The organism is Streptomyces sp. NPDC025651, from assembly GCF_055558735.1.
This window is the reverse complement of record NZ_JBVHLZ010000006.1, coordinates 257,838-276,384: the sequence shown is the minus strand read 5'-3', so window position 1 is coordinate 276,384 and position 18,547 is coordinate 257,838. Positions and strand designations below refer to the sequence as shown.

Annotated in this window: 4 protein-coding genes; 2 read left to right on the top strand and 2 right to left on the bottom strand. The window is 74.4% G+C overall.

The window, feature by feature from the left end:
* On the top strand, nt 1-14,376 hold the full coding sequence (locus ACZ4D5_RS22850; protein WP_467774225.1) for an amino acid adenylation domain-containing protein: 14,376 nt from the start codon (nt 1-3) through the stop codon (nt 14,374-14,376).
* A complete protein-coding gene (locus ACZ4D5_RS22845; RefSeq protein WP_467774224.1) occupies nt 14,373-14,585 on the top strand; it encodes an MbtH family protein in 213 nt (70 codons plus the stop codon). The genes ACZ4D5_RS22850 and ACZ4D5_RS22845 overlap by 4 nt, the downstream gene beginning before the upstream one ends.
* Before the next feature lie 239 nt (nt 14,586-14,824).
* Here ACZ4D5_RS22845 and ACZ4D5_RS22840 read toward each other — a convergent pair whose 3' ends face one another.
* Complete coding sequence (locus ACZ4D5_RS22840) at nt 14,825-16,660, bottom strand: ABC transporter ATP-binding protein (RefSeq protein WP_467774223.1); 1,836 nt, start codon at nt 16,658-16,660, stop codon at nt 14,825-14,827.
* A gap of 74 nt (nt 16,661-16,734) precedes the next feature.
* Nucleotides 16,735-18,432, bottom strand: coding sequence for an ABC transporter ATP-binding protein (locus tag ACZ4D5_RS22835; protein WP_467774222.1), 1,698 nt, complete (start codon nt 18,430-18,432; stop codon nt 16,735-16,737).
* Nucleotides 18,433-18,547 lie beyond the last annotated feature (115 nt).

The window sequence follows — 18,547 nt, the reverse complement described above, 5'->3', positions numbered from 1 at the left end:
ATGTTTGACGCCGAGTCGGATCGGACTTCTGCCGTCAGGACACCCGTCAGGACACCCGTCACCGGCGGGCAGGCAGGCATCTGGCTTGCTCAGCAGATCGAGCCGGAGAGCTCGGCCTACAACATCTCGTTCGTCCTCGAACTGCACGGCGCCGTCGACCGGCAACGCCTCGTCGCCGCCGTACGGCAGTCCGTCGAGGAGGCCGACGCCCTGCACGTGCGCGTCACGGCCGAGGACGGCACGCCGGAACAGATCTCCGAGCGGCACCCCGTCGACGTACCCGTCGTCGACCTGAGGCGGGAGCCGGACCAGGACCGCGCGGCCGCCGACTGGATGGCCGCGGAGCGGGACAGGCCGGCCGACCTCGCGCACGGGCCGCTGTACGCCCACGCGGTGCTCCGGCTCACCGACGACCGCGTCCTGTGGTACCAGCGCTACCACCACATCGTCGCCGACGGCATGACCGCCGCACTGATCACCCGCCGCGCCGGTGAGCTCTACACCGAGGGCGAGCAGGCGCCCGCACCCGCCGGGCCGCTGTCCCGCCTGGTGGCCGCCGACCAGGCCTACCGCGCCTCCGACCAGTACCGGGCCGACCGCGCCTACTGGCTGGACCGCATGGCCGACCGGCCGGAGCCCGCCCGCCTCGTCGAGCGCGCCCCCTCCCTCATGACGCGCCGGATCCGGCGCACCGCACAGCTGGGCACGGCCGACACCGCCCGGCTGCGGGCCGCCGCCGAGCGCACCGGCGTCCGCCTCTCCCACCTCGTGGTGGCCGCCGTCGCCGCCTACCTGCACCGGGCCGGCGGACAGCGCGACCTCGTCCTCGGACTGCCGGTCGCCGCACGCCACGACGCGGACACGAAGGCCGTCCCCGGCATGGTGTCCAACGTCGTCCCGCTGCGCCTGTCCGTGCACGAGGGCACCACCGGCGCCGAGCTGGCCGCCGACGTGCGCCGGGCGGTCGCCGACGCGGTCGCGCACGGGCGCTACCGCGCCGAGGACCTGGCCAGGGAGCTCGGACTCGTCGACGGCGTATCGGAGTTGGTCGGCCCGACCGTCAACATCCTGCCCTCCGGCGGCGACCTGAACTTCCCCGGCCTCGACGCCGCGCTCCACCCCGCCTGGCTCGGCCCCGTCAGCGACCTGGCCGTCAGCGTCTCCGAGTACGCGGCGGGCACCGGAATCAGCGTCCACTTCGATGCCGACGCCGGCCTGTGCGACGAGCGGACGCTCCACGACCACGAGCGCCGCTTCCTCGCCCTGCTCGACGCCCTCACCGAGCACCCCGAGCGGCCCCTCGGCCGCATCGACCTCGTCTCGGACGCCGAACGCGACCGTCTGCTCGACGAGTTCGGCGTCGCGCCCCGCGAGGTGCCCGAACTGTCCTGGCCCGCCGCCTTCGAGCGGCAGGTCCGCGGCGCGCCCGACGCCGTCGCCCTCGTGCACGAGGACCGCGAGCTGACGTACGCCGAACTCAACGCGGAGGCCAACCGCCTCGCCCGCCTCCTCGCCGCCCGCGGCGTGCGTGCCGAGGACGTCGTGGGCGTCGCCCTGCCCCGCTCGCCGGAGCTCGTCATCACCCTGCTCGCCGTGATGAAGGCCGGGGCCGCCTATCTGCCGCTGGACGCGGACCACCCGCGCGAGCGCATCGCCTACATGCTCGACGACGCCGGGGCCCGCACCGTCGTCACCGTGCGCGAACTGGCCGCGGAACTCCCGCAGTCGGCGGGCGTCACCCACCTCCTGCTCGACGACCCGGCCCTCGTGGCGGCCCGCGCCGGGCTCGACACCGGCGACCTCGGCCTGCCGATCGCCCTCGACCGGGCCGCGTACGTCATCTACACCTCCGGTTCGACCGGCCGCCCCAAGGGTGTCGTGGTGCCGCACGACGGTGTCGGCAGCCTCGTCGCCACCGCGACCGACCGGCTCGGCGTCGACGCCACCAGCCGCGTCGTCCAGTTCGCCTCCGTCGGGTTCGACGTGACCGTCTGGGACCTGATCATGTCGCTGTGCGTCGGCGGCCGGATCATCGTCGTCCCCGCCGAGCGCCGTGTCGCGGGCCCCGCGCTCACCGAGTACATCGCGCACCACCGCGCCACGCACATGATCCTGCCGCCCTCGCTCGTCTCGGCGCTGCCGCAGGAGTGCGAACTGCCCGAGGGCGCCGTCCTGGTGGTCGGCACCGAAGCCGTCCCCGCCGAGCTGATCGCGCGCTGGGCGGGACGCGTGCGGATCGTCGTCGCGTACGGACTGACCGAGGCGAGCGTCAACTCCACGCTCTGGCGCGCCGAGAGCGGCAGGCCGGGCCCCGCGCCCATCGGCCGCCCCGACCCCAACACCCGCGCCTACGTGCTCGACACGGCGCTCCGTCCGGTCCCCGTCGGCGCCGAGGGCGAGCTGTACGTCGCGGGCCGCGGCCTCGCCCGCGGCTACCTGGGACGTCCGGGGCTGACGGCGGAACGGTTCGTCGCCGACCCGTACGGCGAGCCGGGCACCCGCATGTACCGCACCGGCGACCGGGTCCGCTGGGGCGCCGACGGCAACCTGGAGTTCCTCGGCCGCGCGGACGGCCAGATCAAGATCCGCGGCCACCGGATCGAGCCCGGCGAGGTCGAGAGCGCCTTCATGGCCTGCGCGGGCATCGCCCAGGCCGCCGTCCTCGCCCGAGAGGACCACCGGGGCGTCAAGCGCCTCGTCGCCTATCTCGTCGCGGAGGCGAACGGTGACGAGGGCGACGCCGCGGTGACGGCCGCGCGCGCCGAGGCCGGCGCCGCGCTGCCGGACCACATGGTGCCGTCGGCCGTCGTCGTCCTCGAAGGACCGCTGCCGCTGACGCCCAACGGAAAGCTCGACGGCAAGTCCCTGCCCGAGCCCCGGTGGACGGCCGTGTCCGCCGTGCGCGGCGCCGACGCGCCGAGCACCCCGGCCGAGACCGCACTCGCCGCGCTCTGCGCCGACGTGCTCGGCCTGCCCGCGGTGGGCGTCCACGACAGCTTCTTCGAACTGGGCGGCGACAGCATCGTCGCCATCCAGCTGGTGAACCGCGCCCGCGATGCCGGACTCGTCCTCACGCCGCGCGACGTGTTCCGGCACCGCACGGTGGCGGCGCTCGCCCAGACGGCCGCGCAGGCTGCCGACGGGACGGCGGCCGTGCGGCAGAGCCCGGTGGACCTCGACGCGGACGCCCTGCCCGTTTCCCCGCTCCAGGAAGGCTTCTTCTTCCACGCGGAGTTCGACGACGACGCGGCCGACCTCTACCTCGTCCAGGAGCTCCTCGACCTCGCGGGCCCCGTCGACCCGGACCGGCTGCGCCGCGCGCTCCAGTCGCTCCTGGACCGGCACCCGTTGCTGCGTGCCTCGTTCCGTCAACTGCCCGGCGGCGAGGTCGTCCAGCGCCTCGCGGACGCGGTGACCCTGCCGTGGCGGGAGGCCGAAACCTCCGAGACCGGCCTCGACGAACTGCTGCGCGCCGACCGCGCCGAGCAGTTCGACCTCGCGCGGCCGCCCCTGCTGCGGGCCACGCTCGTCAAGGACGGGCAGCGCCACCGGCTCCTGCTCACCCTGCACCACATCGTCGCCGACGGCTGGTCGGTCTCCGTCCTGCTGCGCGAGCTGACCGCCGCCTACGAGGGCGCCGCCCTGTCCGAGCCGGTGGACCCGCGGTCCTACCTGGCCTGGCTCGCGGGACGCGACAAGGAGGCCGCCCGCGCCGCGTGGACCAGGGCGCTCAAGGGCCTGGCCGGGCCCACCCGGCTTCCCTCGCCGTCCGCGTCACCGGATTCGCCGGAGCCGTCCGAGCCGGGCCACGTCGAGACCCGCCTCCCGCAGGACCTCACCGAGGAGCTCACCGCCTACGTACGCACCCACGGCCTGACCCTGAGCACCGTCGTCCACGGCGTGTGGGGCCTGCTGCTGGGCGCGCTGACGGGTGGTCAGGACGTCGTCTTCGGGACCACCGTGTCCGGGCGCACCACGCAGGTCGAGGGCCTGGACTCCGCGGTCGGCCTGTTCATCAACACCGTCCCGGCCCGGGTGACCCTGCGCGCCGAGGAGTCCCTCACCGACCTGCTGCGGCGCGTCCAGGACGAGCACACGGCCCTCCTCGACCACCAGCACCTCGGCCTCGCCGACATCCAGCGGGTCGCGGGCGGCGGCGAACTCTTCGACACGCTCGTGGTGTTCGAGAACTACCCGAGCGGCGACATGGGGACCGGGCAGGACTCGGGCGGACTGCGCGTCACCGGCGCCGAGGTGTTCGACGCCGTGCACTACCCCCTGGCGCTCGTCGTCGAGCCCGGCGACAGCGGACTGCTCCTGCGGTTCAAGCACCACGCGGCGCGCCTGGACCAGGTGACCGTGGCCGTGCTCGCCAACCGGTTCGTGGCCCTGCTGCGCACCCTCGTCGCCGAGCCCGGCCGCACCGTCGCCCGCACCGGCCTGCTCTCCGAGCGCGAGCGGCAGGGCCTCGCGGAACTCAACGCCACCGCCCACCCGGTCCCCGACGCCACCCTCGCCTCGCTCTTCGCCGACCAGGTGGCGCGCACCCCGCACGCCACGGCCGTCGTCTTCGAGGACACCACCCTGACGTACGACGAACTCGACCGCCGGGCCGAGGCCCTGGCCCGGCGCCTCCGGGCGCGCGGCGCGGGCCCCGAGTGCTACGTCGCCGTCGCGGTGCCCCGCTCCGCTGAGCTGATGGTCGCGCTGCTCGGCGTCCACAAGGCGGGCGCCGCCTACCTGCCCGTCGACCTGGACTACCCCGCCGACCGCGTCGCGTTCATGCTCGGCGACTCGGGCGCGCGCACGGTCGTGACCACCGCCGAAGCGGCCGGGCGGCTGCCCGCCGTACCCGGACTCGATCACCTCGTCGTCGACGCCCACGAGCCGACGGCCACCGTGCCCGACGCGCCCGCCCGACCGGCGGAGACCGCGGCGGACGCGCCCGTCCGACCTGCGGGACCCGACCACCCCGCCTACCTGATCTACACCTCAGGCTCCACCGGCCGCCCCAAGGGCGTCGCCGTCACCCACCGGGCCATCGTCAACCGCCTTGCCTGGATGCAGAGTGCGTACGGCCTCGACGCCGACGACCGGGTGCTCCAGAAGACGCCGTCCAGCTTCGACGTCTCGGTCTGGGAGTTCTTCTGGGCGCTGACCGAGGGCGCCACCGTCGTCCTCGCCCGCCCCGACGGCCACCGCGACCCGGCCTACCTGGCCGAGCTGATCCACGCGCGGCGGATCACCACGATGCACTTCGTGCCGTCCATGCTCGCCGCGTACGTGCAGACCATGGAGGCCACGCCGCACGCGCCCGACTGGGCGGCGAGCCTGCGCCGCGTCTTCTGCAGCGGCGAGGCGCTCACGGGGGCGGACGCCCGCAACTGGTGGGAGCTGACCGCCCGTTCGGGCCGCGGACCCGTCCCGCTGCACAACCTCTACGGCCCCACCGAGGCGGCCGTGGACGTCACGTACTTCCCCTACGAGGGCGCCACCGAGCAGGCCGTCCCGATCGGCCGCCCCGTGTGGAACACCCGGCTGCACGTCCTCGACCCGTTCCTGCGTCCGGTGCCGGACGGCGTGCCCGGCGAGCTGTACCTGGCCGGTGTCCAGCTGGCCCGCGGCTACCACGACCGGGCGGGCCTGACCGCCGAGCGCTTCGTCGCCGACCCGTTCGGGGCGCCGGGGGAGCGGATGTACCGCACCGGCGACCTGGTGCGCCGCCGCGCCGACGGGGCGGTCGAGTACCTCGGGCGCACCGACCGGCAGGTCAAGATCCGCGGCAACCGCATCGAGCTCGGCGAGGTCGAGACCGCGCTCGCGGCGCTGCCCGGCGTCGCCCGCGCGGCCGTGATCGCCCGCGACGGCACCCTCGTCGGCTACGCCGTGCCCGCCCGGGGCGACGCGCTGGCCGGCGACACGCCGGACGGCGAGGCACTGGACGGCGAGGCGCTGCACGCGGCGCTCGCCGACGCGCTGCCCGCCCAGATGGTGCCGAGCGCCGTCGTCGTCATCGGCGAACTCCCGCTCACGCCCAGCGGCAAGCTCGACCAGAACGCCCTGCCCGCACCCGAGGCCGCGCCCCGCTCCGGCGGACGCGCGCCCCGCGACGACCGGGAACGCGCCCTGTGCGCGATCTTCACCGACGTCCTCGGCGTGCCCGGAATCGGCGCGGACGACGACTTCTTCGTCCTGGGCGGAGACAGCCTCACCTCCATCGCGGTCGCCACCCGGGCCCGCGAGAAGGGCCTGACGCTCAGCCCGCGCGACGTCTTCGAGTGCCGTACCCCCGAAGCCCTCGCCGCGGCCGCGGCGCCGACCGACCCCGAACCGACCGAGGTACCCGTGCACTCCGACGGCGTGACCGTCTCCGCCTCCGACGCCGGGCAGGCAGCCGCCGCCCTGCAGGCCGTCCTGGCCGCGCAGCAGCAGTCCGGCGCGGCCGTCGACCCCGCGCTGCAGGCGCTCCTCGCCCAGCTGACCTCCGCCGCGCCCGCCACCACGCAGGAGCCCGCGGAGCCCGAGGCCCCCGCACCGCTCGGCGGCCTCGAACTCACCGAGGAGGAGACCGCCCGCGTCCACGCGGCCGCCGGGCTCCCCGTCGCGGACATCTGGCCGCTCTCCCCGCTCCAGGAGGGCATGTACTTCCACGCCACGTACGACGCGGGCGACGCGCTCGACGTCTACCAGTCCCAGGAGACCCTGGACTTCGACCGGCGGGTCGACGCCGACCGGCTGCGCGCAGCCTGCCGCGCGCTCCTCGACCGCAACACCAGCCTGCGCGCGGGCTTCACCAGCGACGGGCTGCCCCGCCCCGTGCAGTTCATCGCGGACGGCGCCGAGATCCCGCTGGTGGAGGAGGACCTCTCCGAGCTGCCCGCCGACGAACAGCGCGCCCGCGTCGAGGAGTTGCTGGCCGCCGACCGCAGGCAGCGCTTCGACCTGACCGCCGCACCGCTGTGCCGTCTGCTGCTGATCCGCCTCGGCGACGGCAGGGACCGGCTCGTGGTGACCCACCACCTCATCCTGTGGGACGGCTGGTCCGCCTGGCTGTTCCTGGAAGAGCTGTTCACGCTGTACGAGCGCGGCGGCGACGCGAGCGGCCTGCCCACCCCCGGCACCTACCGGGACTACCTGGCCTGGCTCGACCAGCAGGACACCACCGCCGCGCTCGGCGCCTGGCGCGAGGCCCTCGCCGGATTCGACGAGCCCACCCTGGTCGCCCCCTCGGGACGCGACACCGGCCCGGTCATCCCCGCGGACTTCGACGCCCTCCTGACCCAGGAGACCAGCGACCGCCTGCGCACCCTCGCCCGCAGCCACGGACTGACCCTCAACACGGTCCTGAACGCCGCGTGGGGCCTGGTCCTCTCGGCGATGACCGGCCGCGCCGACGTCGCCTTCGGCACGGCGGTCGCCGGACGCCCGGCGGACGTGCCGAACGTGGCCGGGATCATCGGCATGTTCCTCAACACCGTCCCGGCCCGCGTCGGCTTCGCCCCGGGCGAGCCGCTGCTCGACCTGCTGCGCCGCATGCAGTCCGAGCGCGCGGCCGTCATGCCCTATGAGTACGTGGGTCTCGGCACCCTGCAGCAGGAGACCGGCCACCGCCGCCTGTTCGACACCCTGTTCGTGCTCCGCTCGGCCGACGGCGAGGACCGCGCGGCCGAGCTGCGACAGCGGCACGGCATCACCGGCGTGACCAACGTGGACGGCACGCACTTCCCGCTCACGCTCATCGTCACGCCCGGCGCCCGGCTGCGCGTCACCCTGGCGGCCCGGCCCGACCTGTTCCCCGAGCAGGACGCGACCGCGATCCTCGCCCGGTTCACCACCGTCCTCGACCGCCTTGCCGAGGCCCTCGCGGGCCGGACCCCCGAGGCCGCCCGCACGGTCGGCGTCGACCTCCTGCTGCCCGGCGAGCGCACCGCGCTGACCGCCGACTGGCGCGGCAGCCGCGAGCCGGTGCCCGACGAGACCATCGCCGACATGCTCACCGCCCAGGTCGCCCGCACCCCGCACGCGGTGGCCCTGGTCTTCGGCGAGCGCGCCCTCACGTACGCCGAACTCGACGGCCAGATCAACCGGCTCGCCCGGCTGCTCCTGGCCCGCGGCGCGGGGCCCGAGAAGGTCGTGGCGCTCGCGCTGCCCCGGTCCATCGAGATGGTGGCCGCGCTCTTCGCCGTGCTGCGCACCGGCGCCGCCTATCTGCCCCTCGACCTCGACCACCCCGCCGACCGGCTGCGCCTGATGGCCGAGGACACCGGACCCCTGTGCCTGGTGTCCACCGCCGCCGTGGCGCCGACCCTGCGCGGCGAGAGCGGTCCCGTCGCTCCCGAACTCCTTCTGGACGACGCGGCCGTGGCGGCCGAGCTCGCGGCCCTGCCCGACGGCGAGATCACCGACGCCGAGCGGCCGGCCTTCGCGCACGGCGTGCGAGGCCGCCTCGAACACCCGGCGTACGTCATCTACACCTCCGGCTCGACCGGCCGCCCCAAGGGCGTCGTCACCCCCTACCGGGGCTTGACGAACATGCAGCTCAACCACCAGAAGGAGATCTTCGACCCGGCCATCGCCTCGGCCGGCGGGCGGCGCCTGCGCATCGCGCACACCGTCTCCTTCGCCTTCGACATGTCCTGGGAGGAGCTGCTCTGGCTCGTCGAGGGCCACGAGGTGCACGTCTGCGACGAGGAGCTGCGCCGCGACGCCGAGGCGCTGGTGGCCTACTGCGACCTGCACCAGGTCGACGTCGTCAACGTCACGCCCACCTATGCCCAGTTGCTGATCGAGGAGGGGCTGCTCGACCGCGACGAGGCGGCGGGCAAGCACCGCCCCGCCCTCGTGCTGCTCGGCGGCGAGGCGGTCTCCGACACGGTCTGGACGAAGCTGCGCCGCACCGAGGGAACGTACGGCTACAACCTGTACGGCCCCACCGAGTACACGATCAACACGCTCGGCGGATCCACCACCGACAGCGCGACCTCCACGGTCGGCATGCCCATCCGCAACACCCGCGCCTACGTCCTCGACGGCATGCTCCGCCCCGTCCCGCCGGGCAGCCCCGGCGAGCTCTACATCGCGGGAACCGGACTCGCCCGCGGCTACCACGACCGGGCGGGGCTGACCGCCGAGCGGTTCGTCGCCGACCCGTTCGGGGCGCCGGGGGAGCGGATGTACCGCACCGGCGACCTCGTACGGCAGCGCCCCGACGGCCTCCTGGACTTCCTCGGACGCACCGACGACCAGGTCAAGATCCGCGGCTACCGCATCGAGCTGGGCGAGATCTCCACGGCGCTCTCCGCGCACCCGGCCATCGCGCACGCCGCCGTGGTCGTGCACGAGGCCGCGGGCACCAAGCGCCTGGTCGGCTACGTCGTCCCGGACGAGGATCCCGAGGACGGCGCCTCGCCCGGCGACGAACTGGCGCAGGCGCTGCGCGACCACCTCAAGACCACCCTGCCCGACTACATGGTCCCCTCCGCCCTGGTCCCCGTGGCGACCCTGCCGCTGACCGTCAACGGCAAGCTCGACGTCAAGGCCCTGCCCGCCCCGGACTTCGCGGGTGGCACGACGGCCGGGCGCGCGCCGAGCACCCCGCAGGAGGAGACGCTGTGCGCCCTCTTCGCCGAGGTCCTCGGCCTCGCGGCGGACGGCGTCGGGGTCGACAGCAACTTCTTCGAGCTCGGCGGGCACTCGCTGCTCGCCACCCGGCTCGTCAGCCGCGCCCGCACCGCGCTCGACGCCGAACTCGCCATCCGTGACCTGTTCGAGGCGCCCACCGTCGCCGAACTCGTGGAGCGCGCCGCCGCGTCGCGTGGCGCCGCCCGCCCGGCCCTGACCGCCGTCGAGCGCCCCGACGAACTGCCGCTCTCGCACGCCCAGCAGCGGCTGTGGGTCATCCAGCAGATCGAGTGCACCTCGGCCGCGTACAACTTCCCGCTCGTCATACGGCTGCGCGGCGCCCTCGACCACGACGCGTGGCGCGCCGCGCTCGCCGACGTGACCGCCCGCCACGAGGCCCTGCGCACGGTCTTCGCCGAGCGCGAGGGCCAGGCGTACCAACGGGTGCTGCCCGCCGAGCGGGCGCATCCCGTCGTCGAGCACGTGCGGGCCGCCGAGGAGGAGATCCCCGCCCTCGTCGACGCCGCCGTGAAGCGGCCCTTCGACCTCGCGGCCGAACTCCCGCTGCGTGCCACGGTCGTGGAGGTGGCACCCGACGACCACGTCGTCGTCCTGCTGCTGCACCACATCACCACCGACGAGTGGTCCGACCGGCCCTTCCTGCGGGACCTGGCCACCGCCTACGCGGCCCGCACCGAAGGCGCGGCCCCCACCTGGGAGCCGCTGCCCGTCCAGTACGCCGACTACGCGCTGTGGCAGCAGCGCCTCCTCGGCGACCCGGACGAGCAAGACAGCCTGGCCGCGCGGCAGTTGGCGTACTGGCGCACCGCCCTGGCGGGAGCTCCCGAGGAGCTGGAGCTGCCCACCGACCGGCCGCGTCCCGCCCGTCCCGCGTTCTCCGGAGCGGAACTCGACATCGCCTTCGACGGCGCCGTCCACGAGGGCCTGCGGAGCCTGGCACGGGAGACCGGCGCCAGCATGTTCATGGTCGTCCACGCGGCGGTGGCGGCGCTGCTGCACCGGCTCGGCGCAGGCACGGACATCCCGCTCGGCGCACCCATCGCGGGCCGCGGCGACGAGGCGCTCGACGACCTGGTCGGCTTCTTCGTCAACACGCTCGTCCTCCGCACCGACCTGGGCGGCGACCCCAGCTTCACCGAGCTGCTCGGCCGGGTGCGCGAGACCGACCTGGCCGCCTTCTCCCACGCCGACGTGCCCTTCGAGTCGGTCGTGGAGACGCTCAACCCGACCCGCTCCCTCTCCCGCAACCCGCTGTTCCAGGTGATGGTCGGCTACCACGCCCGCACCGGGGACGCCCTCGAACTGCCCGGACTCCGGGCGACGTACGTGCCGTTCGGGATCGAGTCGGCCAAGTTCGACCTCGTGTTCAGCTTCACCGAGCACACCACGGACGACGGAGCCGGGGACTCCCTCGGCTGCCGCCTGGAGTTCGCCACCGAGCTGTTCGACCAGGAGACCGCAGAGCGCATCGGCGACCGCCTGCGCAGGCTGGTCGGGGCGCTCGTCGCGGCCCCCGAACAGCCCCTGTCGCAGGCCGAGATCCTCTCCGCCGATGAGCGCGACCTGGTCCTCGAAGGCTTCAACGGCTCGCCGCGCGCGGTCGACGAGGCCTCCGCGCCCGAGCTGTTCGCCCGCCGGGTCGCCGAGCGCCCGGACGCCGTCGCCGTCGTCGAGCGCTCGCGGTCGGTGACGTACGCCCAGCTCGACGCGCGCGCCAACCGCATCGCCCGGCTGCTGGCCGCGCGCGGAGTCGGCGCCGAGAGCGTGGTGGGCGTGGCCGTGCCGCGCTCGGTGGACATGGTCGCCACCGTCGTCGCCGCGCTGAAGCTGGGCGCCGCGTTCCTGCCGCTCGACCTGATCCACCCCGGCGACCGCCTCACCTACATGATCGAGGACTCCGGCGCGGCCGTCGTGGTCGGCACCGAGCCGGTCGCGGGGAAGATCCCGGACGTCGCGGGCGTCCCCGTGGTGCTTCTCGACGCCCCGGACACGGTCGGGGAGCTGGAGACGCTGCCCGACGCACCGGCGCCCGGCGGGCCGGTCGGTCTCGACCAGGCCGCGTACGTGATCTACACCTCCGGCTCGACCGGCCGCCCCAAGGGCGTGGTCGTGCCGCACGAGGGCATCGCCAGCCTGGTCGCCACGGCCGTCGACCGGATGGGCCTCGAACACGACAGCCGGGTCCTGCAGTTCGCGTCGATCGGCTTCGACGTCTTCGTCTTCGAACTGGCGATGGCGCTGTGCCACGGCGGCAGGCTCGTCCTGATCACCGACGAGGCACGCGTCGCGGGCCACGCGCTCACCGACTTCCTCGCCGACCAGCGGGCCACCCACATGATCCTGCCGCCGTCCCTGATGTCGGCGCTGCCGCCGGGCTGCGAACTGCCCGAGGGCGCGACCGTCCTGGTCGGCACCGAGACCGTGCCGCCGGACCTCTTCGAGCGGTTCGGCGCCACCGCGAACCTGATCTGTGCGTACGGACTCACCGAGGCGACGGTCAACTCGACCCTGTGGCAGGCCCGCGCCCACGGCGGCCGCGTCACCGGCCGGGTCCCGATCGGCCGCCCCGACCCCAACACCCGCGCCTACGTCCTGGACGACCACCTGCGGCCCGTGCCGCCCGGCGTCGTGGGGGAGCTGTACGTCTCCGGACGCGGTCTCGCCCGCGGCTACCTGGGCCAGGCCGGTCTCACCGCGCAGCGCTTCGTCGCCGACCCGTTCGGCGCGCCGGGCAGCCGCATGTACCGCACCGGCGACCGCGCCCGCTGGCGCGCCGACGGGAACCTCGACTTCCTCGGCCGCGTCGACACCCAGGTGAAGATCCGGGGCTTCCGCATCGAGCTCGGCGAGATCGAGACGGCGCTCGCCGCCCACCCCTCGGTCGGCCAGGCCGCCGTGGTGCCCGACCGCGACGGCGACATCGTCCGCCTGGTCGGCTACGCCGTGCCCGAGCGCGACGGGTCCGCGCCGCGCGAGCTCGACCCGCAGGAGCTGCGCGCCCATGTCGCGGGCCGGCTGCCCGAGTACATGGTCCCCGCCCTCGTCGTCCCGCTGGAGGGACCGCTGCCGCTGACGCCCAACGGCAAGCTGGACCGCAAGGCGCTGCCCGCGCCGGACTGGGCCGGCATGACCGGCGAGGCCCGCCCCGCGACGCCGACACAGGCCCGGCTCGCCGCGCTGTTCTGCGAGGTCCTCAAGCTGGACGACATCGGCGTGCACGACAACTTCTTCGCGCTCGGCGGCCACTCGATGGCCTCGATGCGGCTTCTGGGCCGTATCCGCGCCGAGTTCGGGGTCGAGCTGAGCATCCGGGACGTCTTCGACGCGCTGACCGTCGCCGGTGTCGCGGGGAAGCTGGACGGCGCCGCCGCGGCGCGGCCCGCCCTGCGCCGCGCCGACACCCCGGCCGCCGACGGCGCCGAGCTGCCGGTGGCCCCCGTCCAGCAGTGGCAGTGGGAGTCCGCACGGCGGGGCCCCGGTTTCGACCACGCCCTGGTGCTGCGCTCGCCCGGCGGGCTCGACGCCGACGCGCTGGGCGTGGCGCTCGCCGACGTCGTGGCACGGCACGAGCCGCTGCGCACCGCGTTCACCGAACGCGACGGGACGGTCCTCCAGCGGCCCGTCGACGCCCCGGCCCTGGCCGTGGAGCGCTGCGCCGACCTGGACGCCCGCCTCGCCGAACTGGCCGCGGGGGCACCGGATCCGGAGCACGAGCCGCCGCTGCGGGCCCGCCTGCTGACCGGACCGGACGGAAGCCAGGCGGTGCTCCTCACGATGCACTACCTCGCGGTCGACGAGTGGTCGGTCGTCCCCCTGTTCCGCGACCTCACCACGGCCTACGCGGCGCGTGGCGAGGGCAGGACCCCCGACTGGGCACCGCTGCCGGTCACCTACGCCGACTACGCCCGCTGGGCACGCGAGATCCTCGGCGACCTCGCCGACCCGGACAGCAGGGGCGGCCGGCAGTTGGCGTACTGGCGCGACCGCCTCCAGGGCGTACCGCGCGCGCTGGACCTGCCCGCCGGGGGACCGCCCGCCGACGGCGCGGACGGCCACGCCGCGCGCCGGGCCGCGGGGCACGTCGGGTTCGTCCTCGACGAAGAGCTGCACGCAGGTGTGGACCGCCTCGCCCGCGCGACCGGCACCAGCATGTTCATGGTGCTGCACTCGGCCCTGGCCGCGCTGCTCACCGCCCATGGCGCGGGCACCGACCTGCCCGTCGGCACGATGGTCGCCGGGCGCTCCGACGACCAGCTCGCCGACCTCGTGGGCTGCTTCTTCAACACGGTCGTGCTGCGCACCGACACCGCGGGCGACCCGACCTTCACCGAGCTGTTGACCCGCGTACGGGAGACCACCCTGAGCGCCCTTGACCAGCAGGACGTACCGTTCGACGAGGTCGTACGGGCGGCCGGGCTGCGACCCGAGGGGCCGCAGGTCATGGTGATCCACCACGAACAGGCGGATCTGGAGCGGCTGGAGGGCGGCGTGGGCGAACTGCTGGCCGTCCCGACCGGCTCGGCGCGTGCGGAGCTGACCCTCAGCTTCTACGAGCCGCGCGGCGACGGTCCCGTGCACTGCGCCCTGATCCACGCCACCGGCCGGCTCGGCACCGCCAAGACCCGGCGGCTCGCCGCCGAACTCAAGACCCTGCTGCGCACGGTGACAGCAGATTCCGAACAGCCGCTGTCCGAGCTGTTCAACGTCACATCCATGAGGAGTGAGAACGCATGAGCACCAACCCGTTCGAGGACGCGCAGGCCCGCTTCCTGGTTCTGGTCAACGACGAGAACCAGCACTCGCTGTGGCCCGCCTTCGCCGAGGTCCCCGCCGGCTGGCGGTCCGTCTTCGGCGAGGACACCCGCGAGGCGTGCCTGGCCTACGTGGAGTCCCACTGGACGGACCTGCGTCCGGCGAGTCTGATCGCCGCGCAGCAGGGCTGAGCCTCGCTCACCCCTTCCCTGTACGCCGCCGCCCGCGAGAGGAACGTCCTCTTGCGGGCGGCGGCGTTGTGCGAGGAGGGGGCGTTTGACGGGTGGCGGTCCGCGGGTGTGTGGGGGCTGGTCGCGCAGTTCCCCGCGCCCCTTCGGGGCGCTGCCGTACCGCGATGCAAAGGCCGACGCCCCCGGTTCCACGGGGGCGTCGGCCTTCTGCTGTGCTTCGTCTCTGGAATGTGCTCGCCTCAGCAGGCCGTCGAGACCGGGAGCTCGGAATCGCCGGTCGCCGGCCGGGGCTCGGCCACTCGCGCCGGCTCGCGGCGGCTGTCGGACCAGGCCGCCCACAGCGTGGCGTACAGGCCGCCCGCGGCCACCAGTTCGTCGTGCGTGCCGGTCTCGGCGACGCGCCCCCGGTCGAGGACGATCACGCGGTCGGCGGTCGCCGCCTGGGGGAGGCGGTGGGCCACCACGAGGCCCGTACGCCCCTCCAGCGCGCGGGAGGCGGCCTGTTCGAGGACGCGGGCGCCCGCGCTGCCGGCGTCGGCGGTGGCCTCGTCCAGGATCGCGATGGGCGGATCGGCGAGGACCAGGCGGGCCAGCGCGAGGTGCTGCGCCTGCGTCACCGTCAGCCGGTGCCCGCCCTCGCCGACCACCGTGGCCAGACCGTCGGGCAGGGCCTCGGCCCACTCCAGGGCGTCCACCCGGGCCAGCGCCGCGCGCAGTTCGTCGTCGGTGGCCTCGGGGCGGGCCAGGCGCAGGTCCTCGGCGAGGGGCCCGGCGAAGACGTGCACCTCCTGGCTGATGAGGGTGACCGCGCGGCGCACCCCGGCGGGGCCCAGCTCCTGGACGTCGACGCCGCCGAGCGTGATCGACCCCTCGGACGGCTGGTGGACGCCGGCGATGAGCTTGGCGAGCGTGGTCTTGCCGGCCCCGCTCGCCCCCACCAGCGCGACCCGTTCCCCGCTGCGGACCTCCACGTCGACCTCGTGCAGGACCGGGTTCCCGGTGCCGTACGCGTGGCTGAGCGCGGAGACCTTGAGCGAACCGTCCCGCACGTCACGGCGCTCCCGCGGCGCGGGCTCGGGCGGGAGGCCGGAGACGCCGACGAGACGGGCGAAGCTCGCCCCGGCCGACTGCGCGTCGTCCAGGAGGTACAGCGCGGCGTTGATCGGGTTGAAGAGGCTGTGGAAGTACAGCGCGGCGGCCGTGGCCGTACCGATGCTGACCGAGCGGTTGTCCACCAGGACGAAGCCGGTGGCGAGCATCGCGCTCAGCCCGATGAACTCGGCGAGGTTGAGCCGGGAGAAGAACCCCGTGACGATGTGGATGCCACGAAGACCGATGTCCCGCGCCGCGCCGGAGCGCTGCTCCAGGAGATCCGTGTGCGTCCTGTCGAGGCGGAAGGCCCGCACGGTCCGCACCCCGCCGACGCTGTCGAGCAGCTGGTGCTGCAACGCGCCCGTGGCGACGCGGTGTTCGGCGTACACGGGGGAGGAGCGGCGCATGTACCAGCGTACGGAGACCACCTGGACCGGCATCGCGAGGAGCGCGGCCAGCAGGAACCGCCAGTCGAGCAGGGCGAGGCCGCCGAGGGTCAGCACGATCGTGAAGGCGGAGCGGCTGAACTCGGGCAGCGCCTGCCGCACCGACTTGGCGATCATGGAGACGTCGCTGGTGACCCGGGAGACCAGGTCGCCCGATCCGGCCGCCTCGACGCGTTCGAGCGGCAGACGCAGCGCCCGCTCGATGAACTGCTCGCGCAGGGCCGCGAGGACGGTCTCGCCGAGCCGGGCGACGAGCGAGCTGCCGATGGCGGTCGCGGCGCCGCGCGCCACGGCGACGACGATGAGCAGGACGAGCGGCAGCGTCAGGGCGTGGGACCCGCGCTGGTCCACCACGAGGTCGACGATGTGGCCGAGCAGGGGAGCGGTCAGCAGACCGATGCCGGTTCCGGCGACCAGGACGGTGATCGCCACCACGGCGAGGAGCCGGTGGCCGCGGAGCATGGTGCGGAGCGCCGCCATCGACTCGGCGGCGGTGGCGGTCGGCAGGAGCGCACGGTCCGGGCCGGCTCCGCTCATGGTCTGGTCCGTCTCTTCTGTTCGGTCCCGTACGTCTTCTGTCGGTTCGTGCGAAGTCGTTTCGTGTGAAGTCGTCATGCCAGCACCGCCGCTCGGTAGCTCTCGTCGGCGGCGAGGAGTTCGGGATGGCTGCCGTCGGTCCTCACGGCACCGTCGTCGAGGATCACCACGCGGTCGGTGACCGCGAGGAGCGCGGGGCTCGTGGTGACCAGGACGGTGGTGCGGCCCCGGCGTACGTCGCGCAGCTGGGCGGCGATCCGCGACTCGGTGACGGTGTCCACGGCGGTGGTCGGGTCGTGCAGGACCAGGACGGCGCGGTCGGCGGCGAGCGCGCGGGCGAGCGCCACGCGCTGCCGCTGGCCGCCCGAGAGGGACCGGCCGCGCTCGGCGAGCAGGGTGTCCCCGCCGTCGGGAAGCAGCCGGGCCACGTCGTCGGCGGCCGAGGCCTTGAGGGCGCTGTCGACCGCGGCCGTGTCGCCGCCGGCCCCGGCGCGCACGTTGTCGAGCAGGGTGCTCTCGAACAGGTCGGCGTCGTGGTGGGCGACCAGGACGGCCCGGCGCAGCGCGTCCGGGTCGATGCCGGTCAGGGGCGCGCCGTCGAGCTCGATGACGCCTTCCGCGGGGTCCCTCTCGCGGGCCAGGCAGAGCAGCAGGTCGTTGGCGGCGGCCGGGTCCTTGGTGACGACGCCGGTCAGGCTGCCCGCGGGCAGGTCGAGGTCGACTCCGCGCAGCGCGCCGAGCGACACCCCGCGCAGCCGCAGGTGCCCGTCGGCCGCCTTGCCGGGCTCGGCGTCGCCGCCCTCGACGGTGGCGGGCGAGGCGAGGACCTCGGCGATGCGCCGTGCGGAGGCGCGGCCCTGGGCGAACTCGGCGTTGACATAGGTGAGCAGCTGGAAGGGGCCGAGGAGGAACTGCGCGAGGCCCACGGCCGCCACCAGGTCGCCGACGCTGATGCTGCCGCGCATCGCGAGGTAGGCGCCCACGACACCGATGACCGCGATGAAGACGCCGGTCAGCGCGAGGACGGCGCCCTCGTGCCCGGCCCTGCTGCGGGCGGCCCGCAGCGCGGCGGCCAGCGAGTCCTGGCTGGTGGTGCGGTAGCGGGAGACCGCCGCCGACTCCGCGCCCATGCCCTTGAGCACCCGCAGGCCCGAGACCAGGTCGGCGGCGACGCCCGAGGCGTGGGCGGCGTGCTCCTGCTCGGTCTCGCTGCGCCGCTCCAGAGGACGGCTGATCTTGTGGCCGAGCCAGAGCAGCGGCGGGATGCCGAGCAGGACGAGCAGGCCGAGCGGTACGGAGATCCTGATCAGGGCCACGGCGCTGATCGCGAGGCCCGCGAGGGCCGCCACGCCGTAGGAGATGACGGTCGTCACCGAGCCCACGCGTCGGGCGTCGTTGGTGGCGATGCTGGTCAGGGCGCCGGGCAGCCGGTTCGCGTCGGCGCCGCCGCGCGGGTCGAGCACGCGCGTGCCCAGTTCGAGGCGGAGCTGGTGCGCCGCGTGCTCGGCGGCGCCCTCGGTGATGCGGGCGCTGGTCCGGTAGCTCGTGGACAGGACGAGGAAGAGGACCGCGAGCACGACGAGCCAGCGGATCAGGGACCCGGAGTCGCCGGTCGCCACCGCCGAGTCGATGATGACGCCGATGACCACGGGCACCAGAGCCTCACAGCCCTGGTGGGTCATGCCCAACAAGGACGAGGAGACGACGCGTCGGCGCTGTCCCCTGATCGCTCTGCGGAGGACAAGTCCTCCTGCTGGTCCTCCTGTTGGCATGTGATCCCCCACGGAGATGATCGAAAGGTTAGGTAAGCCTACTCTAAATATGAGGTCGGCCCGGCTTCGCCCGACAGGTTATTCCTGGTCGCGTGCGAGGTCTCCCCGCCCGTCG